The organism is Arenibacterium halophilum, assembly GCF_005938225.1.
GTDB lineage: Bacteria > Pseudomonadota > Alphaproteobacteria > Rhodobacterales > Rhodobacteraceae > Arenibacterium > Arenibacterium halophilum.
Map to the genome: position 1 here is coordinate 497,548 of NZ_VCPC01000002.1, position 20,829 is coordinate 518,376.

Consider the following 20,829-nt stretch of genomic DNA (forward strand, 5'->3'; position numbering starts at 1 on the left):
CAAACAGGGAGCATCCTCATGGCCCATCTGGCCTCATCCTTTTCATCCTACAGCACATTCCTTGAAGGCGCCGATGCGTATTGGTCGGTCGACCTTGGCGCGATGAACAACTCGGGCATCACGGGCACCGCCGTGCTGGCCGTGAACACCGAAGACGACGGCACCCGCTATCTGAACATTTCGATCGCGGCCGAAGGGCTGACCCCGAACGTGCAGCACGCGCAGCACGTTCACGGCACCTTTGATGGCACCGGCACCCCGACCGATGCGCGGATGCCCGACCTGACCGACGATGCCGACAAGGATGGGTTTGTCGAGGTATTCGAGGGGCTTGGCGCCTATGGCGACATCCTCTTGCCGCTGGTGAACAGCAGCGGCGCGCTGCCGACGACCGACGCGAACGGGCAGCTTGTGTTCATCCAGAGCTACGAGCTGGGCGATGACAGCAACTTTTTCAGCCCGGTGACCGGGAATGACTATACTGCGGATGATCTTATGCCGCTGGAGTTCCGCGAAATCGTTCTGCACGGCCAGAACGTCGGGTCGGGATTTGGCGCCGGTACCACCGGCGAGATCGATGGCACGCAGGATGGCTATGTCGGCCTGTTGCCCGTGGCCGCGGGCGAGATCGAGAGCACCAACAAGGCGCAGGCCGTCGACATGCTGGAGGATCAGTTCCAGATCGCTTCCGACACCTTCCGCCTGGCCGGCGGCAATGACGATCTGGATGCAGGCGCAGGGAATGACCGGATTTTCGGTGGCAAGGGAACGGATCGCCTGAATGGCGGTGCGGACGATGACCGGCTGTTCGGTGGCGCAGACAATGACATCCTGCGCGGCGATTCCGGCGATGACTTTGCCAAGGGCGGCGCGGGCAACGACCGTGTCGAAGGCGGTGACGGCAATGACAGGCTGTCCGGTCAGCAGGGCGCCGACACCATTCTGGGTGGTTCGGGCAATGACGTGATCCGGGGCAACCGAGGCTCGGACGAACTTGGCGGCAACGGCGGGGCGGACCGTCTGTTCGGCGGCGCCGGAAACGACTTCATCACCGGCGGCAATGGCCGCGACATCATGGCCGGTGGCGGTGGCTGGGATGAATTCATCTATAACGACATGTCCGAAGGCAACGATGTGATCCGCGACTTCGATGACGTGATGGACCTGATCAACGTGTCGGCGCTGGGCATCGGGTTCGACGACATCACCGTCACGTCGGCCGAGGCGGATGCCTCTTCGATGCTGAGCTTCGGCTCGACCACGATCCTGTTGCAGGGCATCACAACCGATATGGTGGATGCTGGCGATTTCGTCTTCTGATCGCGATTGACCCGGCACAAAGTAGCCGCCGCGCGTCATGGCGCGGCGGCTGTTTTTTGTCTTTGTGGTGCGTCAGCCGCGCGCCGCCGCCACTTCCAGATCCAGATGCCCCTGCAAACCCTGCGCAATCGGCAGTTCGCGGGCCAGTTTATCCAGATACATCTTTTCCTCGGGCGTGTCAGGGTCGATGGCCAGCGCCGAGGCCATGTAGATTTCGGCCCGCTGTTCATCGGTCCGCGCCATGCGGGCCAGCGCCACCGGGTCGGCAGGGGCCGAGAAGTAATCGAACAGCGCGGTCTTTTCCGCCGCACCCAGACCCAGCGTTTCGATCTGCTCGCGGATGCGTCGGTGTTCGTCGGCGTCGATATGATCGTCGCTGTTTGCCGCCGAAATCATCGCCCGCATTAGCACAAGGCGGAAATCATCGCCATCGGCGCCGGTGTCGTGATCGGGGTCGAACCCGCTGTCGGCGGGGGGCTTGGGCAGGGCAACGGGGTCGGCCGGGGTGGTCTGGGCCACCGATTTGCCTGCCTGCCAGTCGCTATAGGCTTTGTAGGCCAGCCCGCCAACGGCGGCCATGCCACCGTATTTCAACGCCTTGCCACCCAGCTTGCGGCCCTTTTTGGTGCCCAGCATCAGCGCCATCAGCCCGCCGGCAGCCGCGCCGCCCACCAGCCCTTGCGGCATTCCGCCAGCTTTTTTGCCCTGATCGGATGGGCCTGCGCCGCCCCCAAGAAACGAATTGATAAGTCCGCCGACATCCATCGCCTGATCCCCTTGAAACTGTTGCATTCAGTCCGAGCTAGGAAGGCGTCGGGCCCGTTGCAACCGCCCCCGCGAGGATGTGAGCGCGCCTTGCAAAAATACGCCGCCCGCGCGGGCTGGACGCCCTGCGCGACCGGGTGTACAAGCGCGCCCATGTTCGGCCCTGATGCGCGCTTCATTCGAATTACAGGCCCGGCGCTCTGATCAGAGCTGCCGGGACAAGGCGTATGGAAGACCGCGCCGCGCTTGCCTTATCTCCTCTCACGACCCATCCGAAGGACGCCCGACATGAGCGCCGAAACCCCCGATTATAAATCCACGCTGAACCTGCCGAAAACGGAGTTTCCGATGCGCGCGGGCCTGCCCAAGCGCGAACCCGACTGGCTGGCACGCTGGGAAAAGATCGGCGTCTATGACCGCCTGCGCGAAAAACAGGGCCGCCCCGATTTCGTGCTGCACGATGGCCCCCCCTATGCCAACGGGCACCTGCACATCGGCCACGCGCTGAACAAGACGATCAAGGACATGATCGTGCGCAGCCATCAGATGATGGGCCACGACAGCCGCTATGTGCCGGGCTGGGATTGCCACGGCCTGCCGATCGAATGGAAGATCGAGGAACAGTACCGCGCCAAGGGCCGCGACAAGGACGACGTGCCGATCGTCGATTTCCGCCAGGAATGCCGCAAGTTCGCCGAGGGCTGGGTCGACATCCAGCGCGAGGAATTCAAGCGCCTTGGCATCACCGGCAACTGGGCCGATCCCTACCTGACGATGAATTTCCACGCCGAGGCGGTGATCGCCGAGGAATTCATGAAGTTCCTGATGAACGGCACGCTCTACCAGGGCTCGAAGCCGGTGATGTGGTCACCCGTCGAGGAAACCGCCCTGGCCGAGGCCGAGGTGGAATACCACGACAAGGAGAGCTTTACCGTCTGGGTGAAGTTCAAGGTGGTCGCGCCCGCCGATCACAAGCTGTCCGGCGCGCAGGTCGTGATCTGGACCACGACGCCCTGGACCATGCCTTCGAACAAGGCCGTGGTGTACGGCGAAGGCATTTCGTACGGCCTCTACAAGGTGACCGATACGCCCGAGGAATGCTGGGCCAACGTGGGTGATACCTATCTGCTGGCCGACAACCTTGCGGCCGATGTGTTCAAGCGCGCGCGCCTTGGCGAAGATCAATATACCCGCGTCGGCGACGTGACGGCGCAGGACATGGCCGGGATCGGCCTTGCGCACCCCCTCGCCGGGGCCGAGGGCGCAAACGGCGAATGGGATGACATCCGCGATTTCCGCGCCGCCGATTTTGTGACTGACACCGAGGGCACCGGCTTCGTGCATTGCGCGCCCAGCCACGGGATGGAGGAATACGAACTCTATCGCGGGCTGGGGATGCTGGAACAGGTCATCACCTACAACGTGATGGACGATGGCACCTTCCGCCCCGATCTGCCGTTCTTCGGCGGCAAGGCGATCCTGCGGAACAAGCCCAAGAACGGCAGCTGGGAAGGCGATGCCAACGCCGCTGTCATCAGCAAGCTGGCCGAGGTTGGCGGGCTGTTGGCGCGCGGCAAGATCAAGCACAGCTATCCGCATTCGTGGCGCTCGAAGGCGCCGGTGATCTATCGCAACACGCCCCAGTGGTTTGCCGCCATCGACCGCAAGATCGACGACGGGCAGGGCACCCATGGCGACACGATCCGCGAACGCGCGCTGACCAGCATTGACGAGCTGGTGCAATGGACCCCGAAAACCGGGCGCAACCGTCTGCATTCGATGATCGAATCCCGCCCCGACTGGGTGCTCTCGCGCCAGCGGGCCTGGGGCGTTCCCCTGACCTGTTTCACGAAAAAGGGCGCGCTGCCGACCGACGCGGATTTCCTGCTGCGCAACCCGGATGTGAACGCCCGTATCGCGGCGGCCTTCGAGGAAGAAGGCGCCGATGCCTGGTATGTCGAGGGCGCCAAGGAACGCTTCCTCGGCGACAGCGTGAACCCGGATGACTACGATCAGGTGTTCGACATTCTTGATGTGTGGTTCGACTCTGGCTCGACCCATGCCTTTGTGCTGCGCGACCGCCCCGATGGCACGCCCGACGGCATCGCCGATGTCTATATGGAAGGCACCGACCAGCACCGCGGTTGGTTCCATTCCTCGATGTTGCAGGCCTGCGGCACCAAGGGCCGCGCGCCCTATCGCAACGTGGTGACCCACGGCTTCACGCTGGATGAAAAAGGCGCGAAGATGTCGAAATCTTTGGGCAATACCATCGTGCCCGAAGAGGTCATAAAGCAATATGGCGCCGACATCCTGCGCCTCTGGGTGGCGCAGACGGATTACACCGCCGACCAGCGGATCGGGCCGGAAATCCTGAAAGGCGTGGCCGACAGCTATCGCCGGTTGCGCAACACCATGCGCTACATGCTGGGCTCGCTGGCGGATTTCTCCGAGGCGGACCGCGTCGATCCGGCCGAGATGCCCGAACTTGAACGCTGGGTGCTGCACCGCCTGGCCGAGTTGGACAAGGTGGTGAAAGACGGCTACCGCGCCTTCGATTTCCAGGGCGTGTTCAGCACAGTGTTCAACTTTGCCACCGTCGATCTGTCGGCCTTCTACTTCGATATCCGCAAGGATGCGCTGTATTGCGATGGCGACACGCTGCGCCGCCGCGCCGCGCGCACGGTGCTGGATCTGCTGTTCCATCGGCTGACCACATGGCTGGCGCCTGTGCTGGTGTTCACGATGGAAGAGGTCTGGCTGGAACGGTTCCCGGGCGATGACAGCTCGGTCCATCTGGTCGACATGCCCGACACGCCCACCGACTGGCTGAACCCCGATCTGGCCACCAAATGGGCCGCGATCCGCCGCGCGCGCCGCGTGGTGACCGCCGCGCTCGAGGTACAGCGCACCGACAAGGTGATCGGCGCCTCGCTCGAGGCTGCGCCGGTAGTGCATGTTGCCGATGCCGAGGCACTGGAGGCGCTGAAATCGGTGTCGTTTGACGATCTCTGCATCACTTCGGGCATCGTGCTGACCGCCGATCCGGCCCCGGCCGAGGCCTTCCGCCTGCCCGAGGTCGAGGGCGTCGGCGTGGTGTTCGAACGCGCCGAGGGCGAGAAATGCCAGCGCTGCTGGAAAATCCTGCCCGACGTGGGGCAGCACGCGCATCCCAATGTTTGCGGACGCTGCGACAGCGCGCTGGGCTAAGGCCAGAGAATAGAAACGGGCGCGAGGGGGAACCTTCGCGCCTTTTTCCTTATAGCTGCGGGTCTTGACCGCATGGTCCCGCGCAGTGCGACCGCGCGTCGCTTGTGCCGGTTCGGTTCCTGCACAATAGTCGGCACGACATGGGCGACGCATTCTCCTTCCGACACGACCCGCAGGTTCCGCCGTTTGACGACAGCGCGCCGCTTGCCGTGATGGATGCCGACTGTGCGATCTGCAGTTGGGGCGCGCGCATGGTCCACCGGCTGGATACAAGCGGCAGGGTGCGCATCTGTCCGATCCAGACTCCGCTTGGCGCGGCCCTGTTGCGCCACTACGGGCTTGAACCGACCGATCCCTCAAGCTGGCTGTTCATCGACGAAGGGCGCGCCTTTCAGGATTTCGACGGCGTAATCCACGCGGCGCGGCGGTTCGGCGGATGGGGGCGGCTGGCGACTGTGCTGCTGATCCTGCCGCGACCGTTGCGCGATTGGCTGTACCAGCGGCTTGCGCGGAACAGATATGCCATCTTCGGGCGGGGGGATATGTGCGCGCTGCCGGACCCCGCGTTTCAAAAGCGCCTGCTGCGGTGAAGATCCTCGTTCTTGGCGGGTATGGCGTGTTCGGCGCCCGGCTGGCAAAGCTGCTTGTCGCCGACGGGCACGATGTGTGCATCGCCGGTCGGGATTTGGAACAGTCCCGATCCTGCGGGCGCGCGTTTGGGTGCCGGGCCATCCGGATGGATCGGTCGGGCAGCCTTGAGGCGCTGGCAGACTATGGCGTTGTTGTCGATGCCGCCGGGCCGTTCCACGCCTACGGGGATGACCCTTATCGCCTTGCCCGGGCGGCGATTGCGGCTGACGTCCACTACCTCGACCTGTCTGACAACGCGGATTTCTGCGCCGGTATAACGGCCCTGGATGCGTGGGCGCGACAGGCCGGGTTGTGCGTTGTCTCGGGCCTGTCGTCCGTTCCGGCGCTGTCCTCGGCTGCGGTGCGGGCGCTGTCCGGAACGGACGTGCCTGTGGTCATCGATACTGCCATTCTTCCGGGAAACCGCGCGCCCCGGGGCATGTCGGTCATGCAGTCGATCCTGTCTCAGGCGGGGCGGCCCATGCCAGCGTGGATCGGCAACCAGTGGGAACGCACGTTCGGCTGGTCGGACCCGGCGAATTACACCCTTCCCGGTGGATTGGTCCGGCAGGGTTGGCAGATCGAGGTGCCAGACCAGCGCCTGTTTCCTGCGCATTTCGGGGCGGAAACCGTGCGATTCCGGGCCGGGCTTGAGCTGGGCATCATGCGTTATGGGCTTGCCGTGTTTGCCATGCTGTGCCGCATTGTGCCGGTCCCCGTGACGCGGCCGGTTGTCCGTGGTTTCAAGGTGCTGGCCGATCTTCTGGCGCCACTTGGCAGCGGCCGCGGGGGCATGTCCGTCACGGTCACCACACGCCACGAACACCGAAGCTGGCGGTTGTTGGCCGAAGATGGCGACGGCCCCTTTATCCCCGCCGTGGCGGCCCGTGCCTTGCTGCGCCGCGCCGAATTGCCGGTTGGCGCCCGTCCCGCGATCGAAGCCATCACATTGGCCGAGGCCGAAGCCGCGATGGCGGATTTGCGCGTGGTGACCGAACGCAGCAGCGCGCCGACCACACCCATCTTTCCGCGTGTCCTGGGGAAGGATTTCGACGCTTTGCCCGGTGCGGTGAAAAACACCCACCAGACGCTTGGCACGTCGCGCTGGGTGGGGCGGTGCAAGGTTCAGCGCGGCAAGGGGGCTTGGGCGCGGCTTCTATGCGCGCTTTTCCGGTTTCCTGATGCGGCATCAGACGCCGAGGTTGAGGTCACCAAAACCGTCACGCCCCGTGGTGAAACTTGGACCCGGCGGTTTGACCAAGCCAGGTTCCGTTCGCATCTCTCGGTCGGACCAGAGGGGATGCGCGAACGGTTCGGCCCGTTCACCTTCTTGATCGGTTTGCAGGTTGACAAGGGCGCGCTGCACTATCCAGTCACCGCCGGGCGGCTGGGGCCGATCCCTTTGCCAAGGTGGATGCTGCCACTATCCGAAGCGCGCGAATTTGCAGAAGACGGCAGCTTTCATTTCGACGTGGCAATCCATGCGCCGCTGACCGGGTCGCTGATGGTGCGCTACAGCGGTGTTCTGGCGGCCAAGCGATCAGGAGACGCAACAAGGCCTCCAAAGCCGATTACTCTGTGACGCGCCTGCAACCGCCAAAGCAACTGTGCACCAATGAAAAGGGCGCGAAGGTTGCCCCTCGCGCCCTTCGTGTTTCTATCGAGCCGCGCCTAGTCCCAACAGCTGATCAGCACGGTCATGCCGGTGGCGATGCGGTTCATCTCGGCCGGGGGGATTGACCCGCGCTCGCCGCTTTGCGCGGGTGCAATTCCGGCGCGGTCCAGCACGGCGCGCAGGGCGGTGGCATCGGCGGCCAGGCTCACGTTCGCGGGCAGCTGCTGATTTTCGCCACCGGGGGCGGGCAGCAACATGCCGACCACGCCGCCGCTGATGTCGATCACCGGGCCACCGGCATCGCCGGGCTGCGCGTTCAGCGCCAGCCGGGCAAGTTCGGTTTCGCCTTGCAGGCCCTTGATGTCGGCCAGCGTGCCAAAGGTCAGCGTGGGCGCGCCCAGAACGCCGCCGTAGGAAAAGCCCGACACGGCGATATCCGATTGCAGCCGGGGCGCATCGTCGCGCAGCGCGGCCACGGCCAGCGGGGCCAGCGGACGGTTCGGTTTCAGTACGGCCACGCCAAGGCGGTCGTCACTCGCCACAACGCTCAGGTCGAAATCGTCATCGGCGGTCAACCGGGTGCAGCCCTGCAGCACTTCGGTGGTGGTCACAACGGTGCCCGCCGTGTCGATGAAGAAGCCCGAGCGCGACAGGCGTGGCTTGCGGATTTCCAGCCCCGAGATCAGGTCGATATTCTGCTCGGCATCGCCTCCGGCCGCCGGGTCCAGTACGCCTTCGGTGCGGGCAAAGCTGGCTTTCATCGCGGCCAGAACCCGGTTGCGGCGGGGTTCGTCATTGGTCGGCCAGATCAGCGTAAAGCCCTTGATCTGCCCGTTCTCCAGCGCCGCCTGCGTGTAGGACACGATGCTGCCATTGCGCCCTTCGATGGTGAAACTGTCGCCACCGCGTTCACGCGGGCCGTTCAGCGGCACGATTTCCAGCGTCTGCATGATGTCATAAAGACCATACAGTGTTGCCTGCGTGCCGGGCTGGCTGATCTGCAGAACACGGGCGCCCATGTCGCCAGTTGCGTCATAGTGGGCAAACGGCGGCTCGTAACGGGCGAATGCGACTTCGCCCATCGGCATGTCCATCGCGATTCCGGCCTGCGCATCCCTGTGCGGCGCCATGCCGACCGAGATCAACGGCGCGTTATAGTCGTCCATCAGCATCTGGCGCTGCATCGTGGTCAGCACGCCGGTCTGATCCAGACCTTTCGAGCCCTGCCATTCCGCCATCGAACCACGGGTGCCGCGCCCAAAGGCGCCATCAATGGCCGCGTTGTAAAACCCGGCCGCCTGCAACGCCACCTGAAGCTGCATCCGCTCTTCGCGGGACAGCAGGCTTTCGCTGCGCCGCGCGTCCGACACCGATTCCGGGTCAATCACAGGGGCAGGGGCCTGCGGGGCGGTTTCGGCCACCTGCGCGGGCTGCTCGGGTTGCTGTTCGGGTTCGGGCGTGGGCTCGGCCACCTGCTCGGGCTGCGTCTGGCCCGGCGCAGGCACGGCACCCTGACCCAGAACATTCGCGCCCACGGGCCAGAACTGCTGGCCCAGGTTCGACGAGAACGCGATAAAGGCATCCTGCGGAATCTGGCGCTCGGATTTATAGACACGCAGCGCCTGTTCCGCATCTTCGCGGGTGTAGGGGCCCAGCACGATACCGTACCAGTTTCCGCCCAGCGAAAAGCCGTTCACATCGGCCAGCGCACCGGCATACAGCCGCGCGCGTTCCTGCGCGACACGCAGGCTTGGATGGGCCTCGATCTGGAGCCAGACAACCTCCTGTTGGGCGGCGGCTGGTCGTATCAGAACGGCCAGGGCGAACAATAGGGAAAGGGCTAAGCTCTTCATCGTGCCTCATCTCAAATGGGTATCATCAGATCTGCGGCAGATAATCAGGAATGCAGGGTGAAATCCATGCCAATTGCGCACCATCAACGCGAGTTTTGCGGCGTTGACCCCATCCGGTCACAGGCATAGGAAAGGGCCCAAGCAAAAGCCCCCGGGGCCGGTGCCCCTGGCCCCCGTTGCGATGGCAGAAACGGAAGATGACATGATCGACAGCGCGCCGCGTTCATTCCAGGAAATCATCCTGCGGCTTCAGGCATATTGGGCCTCGAAAGGCTGTGCCGTGCTGCAACCCTATGACATGGAGGTCGGTGCCGGCACGTTCCACCCGGCCACCACGCTGCGCGCGCTTGGCTCGAACCCCTGGGCGGCGGCCTATGTTCAGCCCTCGCGCCGCCCGACCGACGGGCGGTACGGTGAAAACCCGAACCGGCTGCAACACTATTACCAGTACCAGGTGCTGATCAAACCCAGCCCGCCCGACCTGCAAGACCTGTACCTTGGATCGCTCCGCGCCATCGGCATCGACATGGATCTGCACGACATCCGCTTTGTCGAGGACGACTGGGAAAGCCCGACGCTGGGCGCTTGGGGCCTGGGCTGGGAAGTCTGGTGCGACGGCATGGAAGTGTCGCAGTTCACGTATTTTCAACAGGTTGGCGGCCATGACTGCGCGCCCGTCTCGGGCGAGCTGACGTACGGCCTGGAACGGCTGGCGATGTATGTGCTGGGGGTCGAGCATGTGATGGACATGCCCTACAACGACCCGGGCGCGCCGATCCCGCTGTCCTATGGCGACGTGTTCCGCCAGACGGAAGAGGAATACGCGCGCTGGAACTTCGACGTCGCCAATACCGAGGTGCTGCTCGATCACTTTGTCGAGGCAGAGGCCGAGTGCAAGGCGATCCTGGATCAGGACGACACCGACCCGAAAACCGGCAAGCGTATCGTGATGGCGCATCCGGCCTATGACCAGTGCATCAAGGCCAGCCACATCTTCAACCTGCTGGACGCGCGCGGTGTGATTTCCGTCACTGAACGGCAGGCCTATATCGGGCGGGTCCGGGCGCTGGCCAAGCAATGCGCCGATGCCTTCGTGCGCACCGGTGCCGGTGGATACGAGGCATGAATGGCAAGGCGATTGTTGCGGTGCTGACGCTGTCTGCGGCCCTGGCTGGCGGGGCGTTGTATTACCTTCAGGTCTACGGCTATTATCACGAGGTTGAGGCCAAGCCCGACCCCGTGTCGCTGGTGCTGCTGGCCGACAACCTTCCCGAACCGATCCTGGCCGAGAACTTTCAGGCGATTGACGCCGACAGTTCTCCGATCCGCTATCGCGCCTGTTTCACCACGCCTATGACGGTGGCAGTGCTTAGCGAAACCTATGTGATGGTCGACAACCCCAAACCGCTGAACGCGCCGGGCTGGTTCGATTGCTTCAACGCCGAAGCCATCGGCGCCGAGCTTGAGGCAGGCACCGCACTGGCCTTTCTGGGCCAGAAAAACGTGCATTTCGGGGTCGATCAGATTGTCGCCATCACCGACGACGGTCGCGGCTATATCTGGCACGAGCTGAACGAATGCGGCGAAAAATCCTATGACGGCACCGTGGTGGGCGAAGCCTGCCCCGATCGCCCCGCCGGAGTGTCGCAGTGAGCCTGACCGACGCCGAACGCAAAGCCCGCCGCAAGGCGCGCCGCCGGCTGGCCCGCGCTCGGGCCGAAGGCATGTTGTCCGGCGTCGTCTCGATGCTGCGCCCCGGAGATGTGGCGGTGGATTGCGGCGCCAACGTGGGCGAGGTCGCGGCGCAGCTGGCAGCAACTGGCGCCCGCGTTCATGCGTTCGAACCCGATCCGCTGGCCTTTGCCGCCCTGTCGGATCGGCTGGGCAAAGCCGACAACGTGACGCTGCATTACGCCGCCGTCGGCCCCGAGGCCGGGCAGGGCGCCCTGCATCGCGCTACCGATTTCGCCGACGATCCCACCGCGCGCACCACCCGCAGCACATTGGTGCCGGGCGGGGCGGGTATGGACAGCGCCGATACGCTGCCGGTTCAGGTGGTCGACCTGCCGGATTTCCTGCGGACCTGCTTGAAATCACACGATGATATCGCCTTTCTCAAGCTCGACATCGAAGGCGCCGAACTGGCGCTGCTCGACCGGCTGGACCGCGACGGGCTGTTGCACCGCATCCGCCTGACCGTTGCCGAAACACACGAGGGCAAGTTTCCGGCCCTGCGCGCCAGCTACAAGGCGCTGCGCGACCGGATCGCTGCCACCTACCCGAAAACCCGCGTCAACCTTGAATGGACATGACGCCGCCGCCTGACGAGGGATACCGCCCATGCCCGATTTGCTGATCGAACTCTTCTCCGAGGAAATCCCCGCGCGGATGCAGACCCGCGCCGCCGAGGATCTGAAAAAGCGCATGACCGATGCGCTGGTCGAGGCCGGGCTGACCTATGCGGGCGCCGCCTCCTTTTCCACGCCGCGCCGTCTGGTGCTGACGGTGGGCGGGTTGCTCGCGGCCTCGCCCGCGCAGCGCGAAGAACGCAAGGGCCCCCGCTTCGATGCGCCCGAAAAGGCAATCGAAGGCTTCCTGCGCGGGGCAGGCGTGACACGCGAGGCGTTGATTGAACGCGACACGCCCAAGGGCGCGGTGTTCTTTGCCGTGATCGACAAGCCGGGCCGCCCCGCCGCCGAAATCGTGGCCGAGGCGCTGGAACAGGTGATCCGCGATTTCCCCTGGCCCAAGTCGATGCGCTGGGGCAGCGGCAGCCTGCGCTGGGTCCGGCCGCTGCATTCGATCCTGTGCATCCTGACGGATGAGGCAGGTGCCGAGGTGGTGCCGCTGAACATCGACGGCATCCCGTCGGGCAATACCACGCGCGGCCATCGCTTCATGGCGCCGGACGCGTTTTCTGTTTCGTCGTTCGAGGATTACGAGGCGAAGCTCAAGCGTGCCCATGTCACGCTCTCGGCGCAGGAACGCGCCGATCAGATCAAATCCGACGCCGAAAACCTGGCCTTCGCCGCCGGGCTTGAAGTGGTCGAAGATGCCGCGCTGCTGGCCGAAGTCGCCGGGCTGGTCGAGAAGCCCGTCGTGCTGATGGGTGACATCGGTGCCGATTTCCTGACCCTGCCGCCCGAGGTGCTGCAAACCAGCATGCGTGAGCATCAGAAATTCTTTTCCGTGCGCAACGCGAAAACCGGTCGGATCGAGAAATTCATTACCGTCGCCAACCGCGAAACCGCCGACAATGGCGCAACCATCCTTGCGGGCAACCAGAAGGTGCTGGCGGCGCGGCTGTCGGACGCGAAATTCTTCTGGGAAAACGATCTGCGCGTTGCCAAGGCCGACATCAACGCCTGGGTGCAATCGCTTGAAAACGTGACCTTCCACAACAAACTGGGCAGCCAGGCCGAGCGCATTTCCCGCATCGCCGCGCTGGCGCGGGAACTGGCCCCGGTGACCGGTGCCGATGCCGAGGCCGCCGATCAGGCCGCGCGACTGGCCAAGGCCGATCTGTCGTCGGAAATGGTCTATGAATTCCCCGAACTTCAGGGGCTTATGGGGCGGTATTACATCGAATCCGCAGGCCTTCCGGAAGATGTGGCCGCCGTGGCCCAGGATCACTATTCCCCGCTCGGCCCGTCCGACACCGTGCCGACCGCGCCCTTGTCGGTCACGGTCGCGCTTGCCGACAAGCTCGACACGCTGGCCGGGTTCTGGGCGATTGACGAAAAACCGACCGGCTCCAAAGACCCCTTCGCCCTGCGCCGCGCCGCGCTGGGGGTGATCCGGCTGGTGCTGGAGAACGGGTTGGCGCTGTCGCTGGGCGAGGCGATTGCTCGGGCCAACTCGGGTGCCGATGTGGCTGATCTGACAGGGTTCTTCCACGACCGCCTGAAGGTCTACCTGCGCGATCAGGGAATCCGGCATGACATCATCGACGCCTGCATCGCGATGCCGGGCAATGACGATCTGGCCTTGCTGGCGCGGCGGGCGCAGGCGCTGAGCGACGTGCTGAAAACCGAAGACGGCGAAAACCTGTTGCAAGGGTTCAAGCGTGCCAACAACATCCTCAGCCAGGCCGAGGCCAAGGACGGCGTGGAATATTCCTTTGGCGCCGACCGCAAACTGGCGCGCGACCCGGCGGAAGTGGCTTTGTTCGATGCGCTCGATGCCGCCGAGGCGCGGATTGCCCCGGCGCTCAAGGCGCAGGATTTCGCCGAGGCGATGGCGGCAATGGCCGCCCTGCGCGGGCCGGTTGACGGGTTCTTTGACGCGGTGATGATCAACGATGAAAACGACATCGTTCGCCGCAACCGTCTGAATCTGCTTAGCCAAATTCGCCAGACTTGCACCCGCGTCGCCGACCTGACCAAGATCGAGGGGTGAGGCGCGTCCCGGAAACGCTCCAGTGGAGCGTTCCAGCGCCGAACGGGCGGAGCCCAGGGGTCAAGGCGCGCCCGGAAACGCTCCAGTGGAGCGTTTCAGCGCCGAACGGGCGGAGCCCAGCGAGGCGCTAAAGCACCCCTTTAGCCCTACCTGATGTCATTTTCGTAACGGTCAGCGTGGGCTCCCCCTTGCGTCGGCAAGTGTCTGGCCTATTCTGCCCGCATCACGAAAGGTGCTGCAGTGCAGAATTCTCCTGATGTCATGCCGATCACGGCCAAGGCCAACCTCGCGACCGACTCTCACGGCGGGCGGGCGAAATGCCTGCAGCGTCTGGTCCGGCTTGATCTGCCGGTGCCGCATTCGGTCGCGTTGTCCTTTGACGCGGTGCACGCCATCGCCAACGGTGTGATGCCGGATATCGCGGGAATTGTGGGGCAGTTCACTTCGGGTGCGCTGCTGTGTGTGCGGCCCTCGTCGGCCGATCCCGATTGGGGCGGGCCGGGTGCGGTGCTGAACGTGGGTATGAATGATGCCCAGCACGTGCGCCTCAGCAACACGCTCGGCCACGATGCGGCGACGGCACTCTATTCACGGTTTGTTCAGGCATACGGGATACATGTGGCCCGGCTGGACCCGGATATCTTCGACGATTTCAGCGGCACGGATGAAGATACGCTGCGCGACATTCTTGCCGCTTACGAGGCAGAGGCCGACGAAAGGTTTCCGCAGGATATCGAAACTCAGCTGACTGGGGTGCTCCGGTCGATGGCGCGGGCTTGGGATGGCACCTCGGCCCGGCTGCTGCGGGCTGCGCGTGGCGCGCCACCCGACGCGGGGTTGGGGCTGGTGGTGCAGCAGATGATCTCTGGCTTTGGGCAGGGGGAATGCGGGTCGGGCGTGTTCCAGCTGGTCAATACCAGCACCGGCGCCGCGCAGATCACGGGCCGTTACCTCAGCCAAAGCCAGGGCCGCGAGGCGCTGGGCGCAGGGGCGGGCGCGCTGTATCTCGAACGGGATGAACGGGGCCGGTCTTTGGAAGATGCCGCACCGGGGGCGTTTGCCGCGCTCAAGGCGCATGCGGCGTTGATGCGGCAGAAGCTGCGCGAAGAGATGCAGATCGAATTCGTGATCGCAGACGGGAAGGTGCATATTCTGGACGGCGTTCGCGTGCCGCGCTCGGCCCATGCGGCGGTGCGGATCGCTGTGCGGCTGGCGAGTGACGACATCATCACCCCGCAAGAGGCGGTGATGCGGGTGGAACCCAACATGCTCACCGAATTGTTGCACCGGCAGGTCGACCCCGAGGCCGAGCGCGATGTATTGGGCACCGGCATCGCGGCCAGCCCTGGCGCGGCGACCGGGCGCATCGTGTTCAGCGCGATCGAGGCGCAGGCGAGTGCGGCCCGCCGCGAGCCCTGCGTGCTGGTGCGGCGCGAAACCTCGCCCGAGGATGTGCGCGGCATGCATGCCTCTGTGGCCGTGTTGACGGAACGTGGCGGGATGACCAGCCACGCCGCCGTGATCGGGCGTGGGATGGGTCTGCCCTGTATCGTGGGCGCGTCGTCCTTGCGGTTCGATACACGCGCGGGGCAGATCATCGCGGCTGACGGGCGCGTGCTGAAAGCGGGTGACATTATCACCATTGACGGCAGTTCAGGCGAAATCCTTGCCGGGTCGCCCAGCATGTTGGAGCCCGCGCAGGACGATGCGTTCCAGCGGTTGATGGCCTGGGCCGACGCGGAACGCGATATCGGCATCCGCGCCAATGCCGACACACCCGAAGACGCGCAGACCGCGCGCAACTTCAACGCGCAGGGCATCGGGCTGTGTCGGACCGAGCATATGTTCTTTGATCCCGCGCGCCTGATCGTGATGCGCGAGATGATCTTTGCCGAAACCAGTTCGGGCCGCGCCTCGGTTCTGGAACGGCTGCTGCCGATGCAACGTGATGATTTCACGCAGCTTTTCCGCATCATGGAAGGGCAGCCGGTGTGTATCCGTCTGTTCGATCCGCCGTTGCACGAATTCCTGCCCACCACCCGCGATGGTCAGCTGCAACTGGCCGAGGCGCTGGACATCCCGATCAGCGCGGTGACGCGGCGCGTGGACCAGATGCGCGAACACAATCCCATGCTGGGGCTGCGCGGTGTTCGGCTGGGCGTGACGGTGCCGGAAATCTATGACATGCAGGCGCGCGCCATCTTCGAGGCGACGATCGAAGCCAGCCGCGATGGCGCCCCGGTGGTGCCCGAGATCATGATCCCGCTTGTGTCGGCCAAGCGCGAGGTCGAGCTGGTGAAATCCCGCATCGACGCGGTGGCCACCGCCGTGCGGTCCGAGCGCGGGCAGGATTTCGACTATCGCCTTGGCGTGATGGTGGAAACGCCGCGCGCCGCGTTGCGGGCGCAGGACATCGCGGCCCACGCGGCGTTCCTTAGTTTTGGCACCAACGACCTGACCCAGATGACCTATGGCTTGTCGCGCGACGATGCGGGGCGGTTCATGTCGGCCTACGTCCAGCAGGGCGTGTTCCCCGAAGACCCGTTCCACGTGATGGATCAGGACGGCGTGGGCGAGCTGCTGAAGCTGGGCGCCTCGCGCGGGCGGGCGGCGAAGCCGGGAATCACCCTTTCGATCTGTGGCGAACATGGCGGCAATCCCGAATCGATTGCCTTCTGTCGCGAGGCCGGATTCGACTATGTGTCGTGTTCGCCCTTCCGTGTCCCGGTTGCGCGGCTTGCGGCGGCGCAACTGGCGATAAACCACAAGATGGGCGATCAGAAATCATCCCTCGCCCAGATGTTGTTAAAGTGGAGACCGCGCGCGCGTCGCCAAGCCTGACCTGACAAGCAGGCCTTTGCCTGCGACACCCTGACGTTCTGGCCATTCATGTGTTGTTCATGTATCAGCCTGCGAGTGCTTTTCGCGGGCGTGTGGTTTTTATTTGGCCTGATGGGGGTAATTATGAAGCGATTCTTTGCAGCCGTTCTGGCGGCCACCATGGGCCTTACGCCCATGACCGTGCAGGCCGAGGCCGATCTGAAATCCCTGTTCGAGCGTGAACAGGTCACGCTCAGCAGCCTTCCGGGGCGCCATCTGAAGTCGATGCTGACCGAATCTGCGCCGCGCGATCGCAACCGTCCCAAAAGCTTCAGCTATTCTGCCGACTGGCTCGACAATCAGCCCAAGGCCAAGGGCGACGACCAGTTCCGCTGCCTTGCCGAGGCGCTGTATTTCGAAGCGCGCGGCGAAACCGTCAAGGGCCAGTTCGCCGTGGCCGAGGTCATCATGAACCGGGTCAAGAGCGCGCGCTTCCCTGCCACACCCTGCGGTGTCGTGAAGCAGGGCACGGGCCGGCGCTATCAGTGCCAGTTCACCTATACCTGCGATGGCTACAAGGACGTGATCGCCGAGAAAAAGGCCTATGAGCGGGTGGCCAAGGTGGCCCGCGCGGTGATGGACGGCACTTTTGGCGCGCTGACTGGCGGTGCCACGCATTACCATACAACGGCTGTGCGTCCGAAATGGGCGCGGGTCTACCAGAAAACCGCGCGGATCGGCGTGCATGTGTTCTATCGGCACAATTACCGGACAGCCAGCGCCGACTGATGGCGCTTTCAACGGCTGGTGCGGCGCTGGCGGGCCTGTTAGACGGCATCTGCCCTTCTAGGGTGCGCCTGAATCGGCCGACCTGATCCCCGGGTTGCCGCCCCCAATGGGAGACGCAACCGTGAGTTCCGAAATCCGACTGGCCTTTGAGCATCCCTCCGAGCGCGCGCGGGCAACCGCCTCTGACCAGCCGCTGGACCGTATCTCGCTGCGCGATCATATCGTCGAGGTCGAAATCGGCGCGTTTCAGGCGGAACGAGGCCGGTCCCAGCGCATCTGTTTCAACGTCGTCGTTGAAGTCCAGCCTCTGACCGGCCCGATTGACGACGACGTTGATCGCATCCTGTCCTACGACCGGGTGACAGAGGCCATCGCGCACGAGCTGTCGGCGGAACGGCTGAACCTGCTGGAGACCCTGGCGGAACGTGTGGCCGACCGTATCCTGCTTGAACCTCAGGCCGTAAGAGTCTTTGTCCGCATCGAAAAGCTGGATCGTGGCCCAGGCGCGCTTGGGGTGGAAATCGTGCGCGCGCAGGACGCGCCAGCGGCTGTCACGCCCGAAGATGACCGTCCGCACCCGCGCCTTGTGTACCTGTCGAACAGCGCCATTGCTTCGGATCATCTGACCGGGTGGCTGGATCAGTTGCAGACCCGCAAACGCCCGCTGCTGCTTTGCGTCGGGATGCCTGATGCGCCGCGCCCAACCACGGGCCATCGTATGACCCAGCGCCGGATCGACCTGCTGGCAATTGAACAGACCGCCTGGATGCTGGCCGCGCGCGATCCGCGCTGCGTGGTGGTGGAAACAAGAACCGAACTGGACTGGGCGATGAAGAACGGCCAGATCAGCGTCTGGGCCCCGTCCAAGATCGTGCTGGATGCGGTCGACGGCCCGCAAGTCGATCCGGGTGACGCGGTGGCGCTGGCGGCGTGGTTTGCCGATACCTTTGCCGCAGACGAGATGCTGGTGATCGGTGCCGAACTGCCCGAAGGCAGCGATGTGCGGCTGCGCGCGGTGTCGCCCGATCAGGCGGTGCTGTGATGGACTATATCCGCCCGCTGGTGCAGCACGGCGCCGCGCGCCCCGATGATGCGCTGCCCTTGGCGGGGCGGGCCGATCTGTGGTTCTCCCATGCCGAAGTGTTGACGCGAGAGGGCGCGCCAAGCGTCTTACCCGTGGGTAAGGTCGCGCCAGAGGTGCTGGAGCGGCTGACGGTTCCGCGTGTCGATTATGCGGGCCTGTCGATGGACACGCCCCGTATCATGGGCATCGTCAATACCACACCCGACAGCTTTTCCGACGGGGGCCGCCATGCACTGGCTGCCGATGCGCTGGTTGGGGCGGGGGCGATGGCAACGGCAGGGGCCGACATTCTGGACATCGGCGGCGAGTCCACGCGCCCCGGCGCTGAAACCGTGCCCGATGCGGAAGAGATCCAGCGCACCGAGCCGGTGATCGCCGCGCTGAGCCGCGACAATGCGGCGGTAATCTCGATTGATACGCGCAAGGCGGCGGTGGGCCGGGCTGCCGTCGAGGCAGGCGCCGCGATTGTCAATGATGTCAGTGGCTTTACCTACGATCCTCATCTGGCGGATGTGGCCGTGCAATCTGGTGCCGCCGTCTGCGTGATGCACGCGCTGGGCGATCCGGCGACCATGCAGGACGACCCGCAATATGATGATGTGCTGCTGGACGTCTACGATTATCTGGCGGAACGGGTGGTCGCACTCGAGGCCATGGGCATCGAGCGTGCGCGCATCGCCATCGACCCGGGCATCGGCTTTGGCAAGACGGTCGAGCATAACCTCGCGCTGCTGCGCGGGCTGTCGCTGTTTCACGGGCTGGGCTGCCCGATCTTGCTGGGCGTGTCGCGCAAGGGGTTCATCGGGCGCATTGGTCAGCAACCTGACGCGGCGTTGCGCGCTCCCGGCTCCATCGCCTTGGGGCTTGAAGGTCTGGCGCAGGGCGTGCAGATCCTGCGGGTACATGATGTGGCCGAAACCGTGCAGGCGGTGCGGCTGTGGCAGGCGGTAAGGTAAATGCGAAAACTGTTCGGAACCGATGGCGTGCGTGGCACGGCGAATGTGGCCCCCATGACGGCGGATATGGCGCTGCGCATCGGGGCGGCCGTGGGGCGCTATTTCCGCAGGGATTCGGGCGGTGTGCATCGCGTTGTCATCGGCAAGGACACGCGGCTGTCGGGCTATATGTTCGAAAATGCGCTGACGGCGGGGCTGACCAGTACGGGCATGAACGTGCTGCTGCTGGGGCCGGTGCCGACACCTGCCGTGGGTTTGATGACACGGTCCATGCGGGCCGATCTGGGCGTGATGATTTCCGCCAGCCACAACCCGGCGCAGGACAATGGGATCAAGTTCTTCGGCCCCGATGGGTTCAAGCTGTCCGATCAGGCCGAGGCCGAGATAGAGGCGCTGGTGGAAAAGGGTGTCGAACCCGCACAAGCCCCCAATATCGGACGTGCCAAGCGGGTTGACGACGCGCGGTTCCGCTATGGCGAGCGCGTCAAATCCTCGCTTCCGCGCGATCTGCGGCTGGACGGGCTGAAGGTGGTGGTTGACTGTGCCAATGGCGCGGCGCACCGGGCGGCGCCGGAGATCCTCTGGGAGCTGGGTGCCGATGTGATCCCCATGGGCATCTCGCCCGATGGGACGAATATCAACCGGGGCTGCGGCTCGACCCAGCCGATGGCCGCGGCCGAGATGGTGGTAGCGCAAGGCGCGCATGTGGGCATCTGTCTGGATGGCGACGCCGACCGCGTCATCATGATCGACGAAAACGGCGCGGTGGCCGATGGCGATCAGTTCATGGCGCTGCTGGCCGGGCGCTGGGCTGCCGAAGACAGGCTGGCGGGTGGGGCGCTGGTGGCCACCGTGATGTCGAACCTCGGGTTGGAACGGTTTCTTGAATCCAAAGGCCTGCGGCTGGAACGCACCGCCGTGGGCGACCGATACGTGGTGGAGCGGATGCGGGCCGGCGGCTTCAACCTTGGGGGCGAGCAATCGGGCCATATCGTGATGAGCGATTATGCCACGACGGGCGACGGGCTGATGGCCGGGCTGCATTTTCTGGCCGAGATGGTGCGCTCGGGTCAGCCGGCCAGCGCTCTGGCGCGCCAGTTCGATCCGGTGCCGCAACTGCTGCGCAACGTACGCTACAGCGCGGGGCAGACGCCGCTGGAAGATGCCGGCGTCAAGGCCGCCATCGCGGCAAGCGAGGCCGACCTGGCCGGAACCGGGCGGCTGCTGATCCGCAAATCGGGGACCGAGCCGTTGATCCGCGTGATGGCGGAATGTACGGACGAGGCGCGGTTGAACGCGGCGGTTGAGCGCGTTGTCGGCGCGGTAGAACAGGCGCTGTGATGCACGCTTGACCCGTATTCTTCGGTGGCCCTAGTGTCGTGCCGTTGA

At 64.7% G+C, this 20,829-nt stretch carries 15 protein-coding genes; 13 read left to right on the forward strand and 2 right to left on the reverse strand.

All coding sequences use genetic code 11. From position 1 onward, the window contains the following. Positions 1-18 precede the first annotated feature (18 nt). Complete coding sequence (locus FGK64_RS09140; RefSeq protein ID WP_138863505.1) at positions 19-1,320, forward strand: calcium-binding protein; 1,302 nt, start codon at positions 19-21, stop codon at positions 1,318-1,320. Between the two features lie 72 nt (positions 1,321-1,392). Here the strand turns inward: FGK64_RS09140 and FGK64_RS09145 are convergent, their stop codons facing one another. Beyond that, on the reverse strand, positions 1,393-2,112 hold the full coding sequence (locus FGK64_RS09145) for a tellurite resistance TerB family protein (protein ID WP_138863506.1): 720 nt from the start codon (positions 2,110-2,112) through the stop codon (positions 1,393-1,395). A 261-nt stretch (positions 2,113-2,373) separates the two neighbouring features. Here FGK64_RS09145 and ileS point away from each other — a divergent pair, with 261 nt between their 5' ends. The 3 genes from ileS (at position 2,374) to FGK64_RS09160 (ending at position 7,507) form a co-directional block, all read left to right on the forward strand. Next, a complete protein-coding gene (gene ileS, locus FGK64_RS09150; RefSeq protein WP_138863507.1) occupies positions 2,374-5,295 on the forward strand; it encodes an isoleucine--tRNA ligase in 2,922 nt (973 codons plus the stop codon). Positions 5,296-5,435: 140 nt separating this feature from the next. Then, positions 5,436-5,885, forward strand: a complete 450-nt coding sequence (locus FGK64_RS09155; protein WP_138863508.1) for a thiol-disulfide oxidoreductase DCC family protein — start codon at positions 5,436-5,438, stop codon at positions 5,883-5,885. Beyond that, positions 5,882-7,507, forward strand: a complete 1,626-nt coding sequence (locus FGK64_RS09160) for a saccharopine dehydrogenase family protein (RefSeq protein WP_138863509.1) — start codon at positions 5,882-5,884, stop codon at positions 7,505-7,507. Before FGK64_RS09155 ends, FGK64_RS09160 begins: the two co-directional genes overlap by 4 nt. Before the next feature lie 89 nt (positions 7,508-7,596). Here FGK64_RS09160 and FGK64_RS09165 read toward each other — a convergent pair whose 3' ends face one another. Next, positions 7,597-9,393, reverse strand: coding sequence for a serine protease (locus FGK64_RS09165; RefSeq protein ID WP_138863510.1), 1,797 nt, complete (start codon positions 9,391-9,393; stop codon positions 7,597-7,599). 202 nt (positions 9,394-9,595) lie between these two features. Between FGK64_RS09165 and FGK64_RS09170 the strand changes: the two genes are divergently transcribed. The 9 genes from FGK64_RS09170 to glmM all read left to right on the forward strand — a co-directional run bounded on the left by FGK64_RS09170 (position 9,596) and on the right by glmM (position 20,781). Beyond that, on the forward strand, positions 9,596-10,519 hold the full coding sequence (locus FGK64_RS09170; RefSeq protein ID WP_138864271.1) for a glycine--tRNA ligase subunit alpha: 924 nt from the start codon (positions 9,596-9,598) through the stop codon (positions 10,517-10,519). Further along, positions 10,516-11,046, forward strand: coding sequence for a DUF6446 family protein (locus FGK64_RS09175; RefSeq protein WP_138863511.1), 531 nt, complete (start codon positions 10,516-10,518; stop codon positions 11,044-11,046). The genes FGK64_RS09170 and FGK64_RS09175 overlap by 4 nt, the downstream gene beginning before the upstream one ends. Next, positions 11,043-11,705 (forward strand): FkbM family methyltransferase, encoded by a 663-nt coding sequence (locus FGK64_RS09180; protein WP_138863512.1) that lies wholly within the window; start codon positions 11,043-11,045, stop codon positions 11,703-11,705. The genes FGK64_RS09175 and FGK64_RS09180 overlap by 4 nt, the downstream gene beginning before the upstream one ends. Positions 11,706-11,733: 28 nt before the next feature. Then, positions 11,734-13,791 (forward strand): glycine--tRNA ligase subunit beta, encoded by a 2,058-nt coding sequence (gene glyS, locus FGK64_RS09185; protein WP_138863513.1) that lies wholly within the window; start codon positions 11,734-11,736, stop codon positions 13,789-13,791. 261 nt (positions 13,792-14,052) lie between these two features. Further along, a complete protein-coding gene (locus tag FGK64_RS09190; protein WP_138864272.1) occupies positions 14,053-16,632 on the forward strand; it encodes a putative PEP-binding protein in 2,580 nt (859 codons plus the stop codon). Positions 16,633-16,755: 123 nt separating this feature from the next. Further along, positions 16,756-17,400, forward strand: a complete 645-nt coding sequence (locus FGK64_RS09195) for a cell wall hydrolase (protein ID WP_138863514.1) — start codon at positions 16,756-16,758, stop codon at positions 17,398-17,400. 121 nt (positions 17,401-17,521) lie between these two features. Next, positions 17,522-18,442 (forward strand): dihydroneopterin aldolase, encoded by a 921-nt coding sequence (locus tag FGK64_RS09200; RefSeq protein ID WP_138863515.1) that lies wholly within the window; start codon positions 17,522-17,524, stop codon positions 18,440-18,442. Continuing rightward, a complete protein-coding gene (gene folP / locus FGK64_RS09205) occupies positions 18,442-19,440 on the forward strand; it encodes a dihydropteroate synthase (protein ID WP_138863516.1) in 999 nt (332 codons plus the stop codon). Before FGK64_RS09200 ends, folP begins: the two co-directional genes overlap by 1 nt. Next, positions 19,441-20,781, forward strand: a complete 1,341-nt coding sequence (gene glmM, locus FGK64_RS09210; protein WP_138863517.1) for a phosphoglucosamine mutase — start codon at positions 19,441-19,443, stop codon at positions 20,779-20,781. It begins immediately after the preceding gene. The last annotated feature ends 48 nt before the right edge of the window (positions 20,782-20,829 follow it).

Coding starts and splice junctions, on each gene's coding strand:
- FGK64_RS09155 (WP_138863508.1), top strand. CDS start 5,436: ATGGGCGACGCATTCTCCTTCCGACACGACCCGCAGGTTCCGCCGTTT.
- FGK64_RS09175 (WP_138863511.1), top strand. CDS start 10,516: ATGAATGGCAAGGCGATTGTTGCGGTGCTGACGCTGTCTGCGGCCCTG.
- FGK64_RS09190 (WP_138864272.1), top strand. CDS start 14,053: ATGCCGATCACGGCCAAGGCCAACCTCGCGACCGACTCTCACGGCGGG.
- glmM (WP_138863517.1), top strand. CDS start 19,441: ATGCGAAAACTGTTCGGAACCGATGGCGTGCGTGGCACGGCGAATGTG.
- ileS (WP_138863507.1), top strand. CDS start 2,374: ATGAGCGCCGAAACCCCCGATTATAAATCCACGCTGAACCTGCCGAAA.
- glyS (WP_138863513.1), top strand. CDS start 11,734: ATGCCCGATTTGCTGATCGAACTCTTCTCCGAGGAAATCCCCGCGCGG.
- FGK64_RS09165 (WP_138863510.1), bottom strand. CDS start 9,393: ATGAAGAGCTTAGCCCTTTCCCTATTGTTCGCCCTGGCCGTTCTGATA.
- FGK64_RS09170 (WP_138864271.1), top strand. CDS start 9,596: ATGATCGACAGCGCGCCGCGTTCATTCCAGGAAATCATCCTGCGGCTT.
- FGK64_RS09140 (WP_138863505.1), top strand. CDS start 19: ATGGCCCATCTGGCCTCATCCTTTTCATCCTACAGCACATTCCTTGAA.
- folP (WP_138863516.1), top strand. CDS start 18,442: ATGGACTATATCCGCCCGCTGGTGCAGCACGGCGCCGCGCGCCCCGAT.
- FGK64_RS09145 (WP_138863506.1), bottom strand. CDS start 2,112: ATGCAACAGTTTCAAGGGGATCAGGCGATGGATGTCGGCGGACTTATC.
- FGK64_RS09195 (WP_138863514.1), top strand. CDS start 16,756: ATGAAGCGATTCTTTGCAGCCGTTCTGGCGGCCACCATGGGCCTTACG.